Source organism: Kitasatospora sp. NPDC057223 (assembly GCF_042669755.1).
Taxonomy (GTDB): Bacteria; Actinomycetota; Actinomycetes; order Streptomycetales; family Streptomycetaceae; genus Kitasatospora.
Map to the genome: position 1 here is coordinate 1 of NZ_JBHUWW010000247.1, position 4,843 is coordinate 4,843.

A 4,843-nucleotide genomic window follows, 5' to 3' on the forward strand; every position below is an offset into this window, starting at 1 on the left:
GGCCCGGTGCATCCCCATGCACCGGGCCACGCTGCTCCCCACCCGCTCCCCTCCGGTCCCTCCCCGGTCCCTCCCCTGATCCCCCGTCGGCTCCCCCCGGCCCCGGTCCCCACCGGGTCCCCCCGCCGTTCCCCTCCTGCTTCCCCACCCGGCCCCTCGGCCGCCTGCGCCCGGCTTCCCCGTCCGAGCGCCCTCCCGGCGATCCCCCCAGGGCCCCTGCTTCCCCTGCTTCCCCTGATGTCCCGCTCGCGTCTCGTCCTCGGCCCTGCTCCCTTCCGTCCGGCGGCGTCCCCTCTCGGAGGAATTCCTCCCCTCGGCAGATCACGGCAATCCTTGAGCGTTGTCACTCGTACGAGGGGCTTTCGCGGTTGACCAGCGGGTACATCGATTTCTTATCCGGACGCACGTGTGACGGGCCCCGTCTCCGGTGGGAGACAGGGCCCGTCAGTCGCGCGCGGGGTGTCGCGCGGTGCACGCCCTCACCCGATAGGCGTAGGACGGCAGATCGTGGGCCGCCGGTGCGCGGCTCAGGAGTGCTGGTGCACCACCGGCCGGTTCGGCCGGACGGCCGCCGAAGGGGCCTCCCGCCCGCAGGCGTAGGCCAGCGGGTTGATCAGCTCGGCGGCGTCCGGCAGCCAGCGGTTCATCGCGGACGGCGGCCGGGCCCACTGGGCGAAGCCGACCGGGCCGACCCGGGACGGCGGGGCCACGATCCAGTCGCCCTCACCGCGCGCCACCAGGTCGAGCCGCCCGGGCGCCCAGCCCAGCTTGCGGAGCATCTCCGGGAGTTTCGGCAGCACCCCCGGCAGGACGAGGAAGAGCAGCCGCCGCCCCTCCTGGCCGGCCGAGGCGGGCACGGCGACCACCGGGCCGAGCTGGAGGCCCATCCGCTCCATCCGGGCCAGCGCGAGGCAGCCCGCCAGCTCGGGCACGTCCAGTGCGTCGAAGGAGCTGCCGGTCGGCAGCAGGATCGAGGACAGCGGGTTCTCCGTCCACCAGCGGCGCACCACACCCGGGCCCGCGCTGGCCTTGCGGCGCCAGTCCTCACCCACCGGATGCGCCCCCGGCAGCGCGCAGCGGAGGTCGCCGCACGAGCAGCGGGCCGGGCCGTCCCCCTCGACCAGCCAGGTACCGGGGGCGACCTCCCAGTGGCGGTCCTCGGCGTAGCGGACGGCTTCGATGAGCAGCGGGGACAGCTCGCTGCCGCTGTCCTGCTCTGGGGCTCCTGGGGTGTCTTCCACGCGCTGCTCAACTACCGTCCGTGAGCCTGGTTACGGCTGGGCGGGGGGCGTTGTGCCCTCAGGGCGCAATGTCACCCGAACCGGTGAGGGCTCCCGGCCGGACCTGCGGCTCGCCGGGCGCAACGGGGGCGCACGGGGGCATTCTCCCGGGCGCGCGGGGGGTGGGTTCGGTCACCGTGGGTATCCCGCTGACGTTGCTGATCGCTAACCTGGTGTCAGATCCCTTCGACCGTCGGACAGTCGGCAACAGACCAACGGATCAGCAGAGCAGAATCGTCGTCCGCCGGCCGGGACCGGGGGCGTGGGGAGGCGAAGGTCATGGCCGCTAGACCACTTGTCGCACGACAGCCCAACGAGCGCCTGCAACAGCTGATCCAGGAGGCGAGCTGCTCCAACGCGGGTCTCGCCCGCCGGGTGAACCTGTGCGGCGCCGAGCACGGCCTCGACCTGCGGTACGACAAGACCTCGGTCGCCCGCTGGCTGCGGGGCCAGCAACCGCGCGGCCAGGCACCGGCGGTGATCGCCGAGGCGATCGGCCGCAAACTGGGCCGCGGGGTCTCCGTCGAGGAGATCGGGATGGCCGACGGGAAGAACCTCAGCTCCGGCATCGGGCTCCAGTTCTCGGCCACCCTCAGCGGCGCCCTGGAACAGGTCTGCGAGCTCTGGCGCAGCGACGTCGGCCGGCGGGACTTCCTGACCGGTGCCACCGTCGCCGCCTCGGCGCTGGTCGAGCCCAGCCGGGACTGGCTGATCACCCCGCCGGACCCGGTGGTCGCCCGCAGCGGCGCCGTCCGGGTCGGCCCGTCCGACGTCGCGGCGATCAAGGCGACCACCCAGATGCTGGTCGACCTCGACCACCGCTTCGGCAGCGGGCACGTCCGCCCGGTCGTCGTGCACTACCTCAACAGCGTGGTCTCCGGCCTGCTCAGCGGCGGCTACCGGGACGAGACGGGCCGCCAGCTGTTCGCCGCCGTCGCCCGGCTCACCGAACTCGCCGGCTACATGGCCGTCGACACCGGACAGCCCGGCCTCGCCCAGCGCTACTACATCCAGGCGCTGCGGCTCGCCCAGGCCGCCGACGACCGCGGCTACGGCGGGTACGTGCTCGCCGCGTCGATGAGCCACCTCGCGGCTACCCTCGGCAACCCGCGCGAGATCGCCCAACTCGCCCGCGCCGCCCAGGAGGGCGCCCGCTCGGTCGCCACCCCGACGGCGATGGCCATGTTCTACGCGGCGGAGGCCCGCGGTCACGCCCTGCTGGGGGACGCCCGCGCCTGCGAGGCGGTCGCCGACAAGGCACTGGCCGCGATGGAGCTGCGCAACCCGGAGGAGGACCCGGACTGGATCGTCCACTTCGACGACGCCTACCTGGCCGACGAGCTGGCGCACTGTCACCGCGACCTGGAGCAGGCCGTCCCGGCCGAGCGGTACGCCCGCCGGGCGCTCGACCTGCACCCGCCGACCCGGGTGCGGCGCCGCGCGGTGGACCTCGTCCTGCTGGCCACCGCGCAGTTGCAGCAGCGCGAGGTCGAACGGGCCTGTGAGACGGGCACCCAGGCCGTCCGGCTGCTGAGCGGGCTGCGCTCCAACCGCGGGGTCGAGTACCTGGACGAGTTCCGGCGGCGTCTGGAGCCGTACCGCGAGCACCGGGTGGTGCGCGAGTTCCAGGCCAGGGCGGAGGCCGAGGCGGCCTGACCGCCCGGCCGGGGCCGCGGGCGCGTGAGGGGCCGGTGAGGGTTGTGCCGCCCACGTGGTCACCCGTATCGGTGAACCGGTAGCGTGGGCGCGACATCCACAGGCATGGACGCCCATGAGAACCGACCAGATGTGGTCCGCCGTCAACGAGCGCGCGGAACAACCGAGGAAGACCCGGGTGCACGTACGGGAGACAGAGCACGGGTGGCCGCCGGCCGCCCGCGCGCTGTCGGCTGCCCCGGCGCGCCCGGTGTCACGCACAGGTGAGGAATCGCGTTGAACCAGCGCCGCTCGTATCCCAACTCCGGTGACTTCAACCTGGACGACCTCTTCCGGCCGGAGCCCGGCCAGCAGCAGGGCCAGGCACCGGACCAGCAGCCCGGACAGCAGGGCCAGCAGCCCCTGCAGCAGGGGCAGCAACAACAGGGCCAGCAGCCCGTGCAGCAGGGTCAGCAGCAGGGCCAGTACCCCGGCCAGTACTCCGGCGCCCCGGAGTACCTCGGTGCCCCCCAGGCGCAGCCGCAGCCCCAGCAGCAGTACGCCCCGCAGGCCGACCCGGCGCCCGCGACCCAGTACCTCCCGCCGTACCCCACCGCCGATCCCGGCCAGGGCGCGCCGCAGGCCTACGGCTCCGCCGAGCCCGCCTACGGGCCCGACCAGAGCTACGGCCAGGCCGTGCCGGGCTACCCGCAGCAGCAACAGCAGCAGCCCGGCTACCCGCCCGTCGCCCCCGGCTACGCCGCCACCGCCGAGACGGCCTACACGCCGGCCTACACCCCGGCCGGCGGCGGTGGGGGCGGCCGCCGTCCGTCCGGGCGCCTGATCATCGGCGGTGTGGTGGCCGGCTGCGCCGCCGCGGGCATCCTGGTCGCCGTCCTGATGAGCGGCGACGACAAGCCGACGACCCCGGCGAAGGGGAGCACGCCGGTGGCGGCGACCAGCGCCCCGGCGGCGAGCGGCACGGCCACCGCGGACGCCATGTCACCGGAGGCCAAGGAGCAGGCCAAGGCCCTCTCCGACCTGCTCGAAACCGCCAACGACAGCCGCCAGGCCGTGATCGGCGCGGTGGCGTCCGTGCAGAAGTGCGACAAGCTCCCGGAGTCGCAGCAGGCGCTGACCGACGCCGCCGGCAAGCGCAAGGACCTGCAGACCAAGCTGGCGGCCCTCAAGACGGACAAGCTGACCGGCGGCCCGCAGCTGGCCGACCAGCTCAACCAGGCCTGGCAGGCCTCCGCCACCGCCGACGAGGAGTACGCGGCCTGGGCCGGGGACTCCCAGGCGGGCTGCGACCCGAAGAAGCTGGACAACGCGCACTACAAGACGGCCGTCCAGGCCAGCGGCACGGCCACCACGGCGAAGAAGCAGGCCGCGGGCCTGTGGAACGCCATCGCCGGCCAGGCCGGCCTGCCGACCAAGACCGACGGCGACCTCTAGGCCGGGCGCGCCGTCCCGTCCCGCTCTTGAGGGCGGGACGACGGCCCGTGCTCTCAGCCGGGTGGGGAGAGCCGGCGCCGCCTGAGGTACTCGACGGTGGGCCGAGGCCGGCGGCGGAGCTCCACAGGACGGTCAGCAGCACCGCGCCGAGCGTGGCGGGTACGACGGCTGCGGAGATCGGGACCCGCCGTCCGCGAAGGACCGGGATCCCGCGCGGGAAGACCTCCCCCCGGGCGGCGATCAGACCGACCGCGGTGAACGCCAGCAGCCCGGACACGATCGACAGCAGGACGACGCAGACTTCGGTCGGCAGCCAGGACGGCACCTGCCCCGGATCCCGCGCGGCGCCGTCGTCGAGCGGCACCCGTAGGACGACCGTGGCGATCCGCCGGACGCTGGACGGCAGGACCGTGAACGGGACGACGTGGGCGGCGGTCCGGACGGAAGCGGGCGGGCCCGGGACCATGCGGTCC

General features: G+C 74.3%; 3 protein-coding genes and 1 pseudogene. 3 read left to right on the forward strand and 1 reads right to left on the reverse strand.

Going from position 1 to position 4,843, the window contains the following annotated elements; genetic code table 11:
• Positions 1-527 precede the first annotated feature (527 nt).
• Complete coding sequence (locus ACFUK0_RS39370; RefSeq protein WP_380258763.1) at positions 528-1,241, reverse strand: bifunctional DNA primase/polymerase; 714 nt, start codon at positions 1,239-1,241, stop codon at positions 528-530.
• 318 nt (positions 1,242-1,559) lie between these two features.
• On the opposite strand from ACFUK0_RS39370, the gene ACFUK0_RS39375 reads away from it, so the two are divergent.
• The 3 genes and pseudogenes from ACFUK0_RS39375 to ACFUK0_RS39385 form a co-directional block, all read left to right on the forward strand.
• A complete protein-coding gene (locus tag ACFUK0_RS39375; protein WP_380258765.1) occupies positions 1,560-2,936 on the forward strand; it encodes a transcriptional regulator in 1,377 nt (458 codons plus the stop codon).
• Positions 2,937-3,212: 276 nt separating this feature from the next.
• Positions 3,213-4,370: a hypothetical protein gene (locus tag ACFUK0_RS39380; protein ID WP_380258767.1), complete on the forward strand. Its 1,158-nt coding sequence runs from the start codon at positions 3,213-3,215 to the stop codon at positions 4,368-4,370.
• Between the two features lie 254 nt (positions 4,371-4,624).
• Positions 4,625-4,843, forward strand: a pseudogene (locus tag ACFUK0_RS39385) (hypothetical protein); the annotation flags it as partial.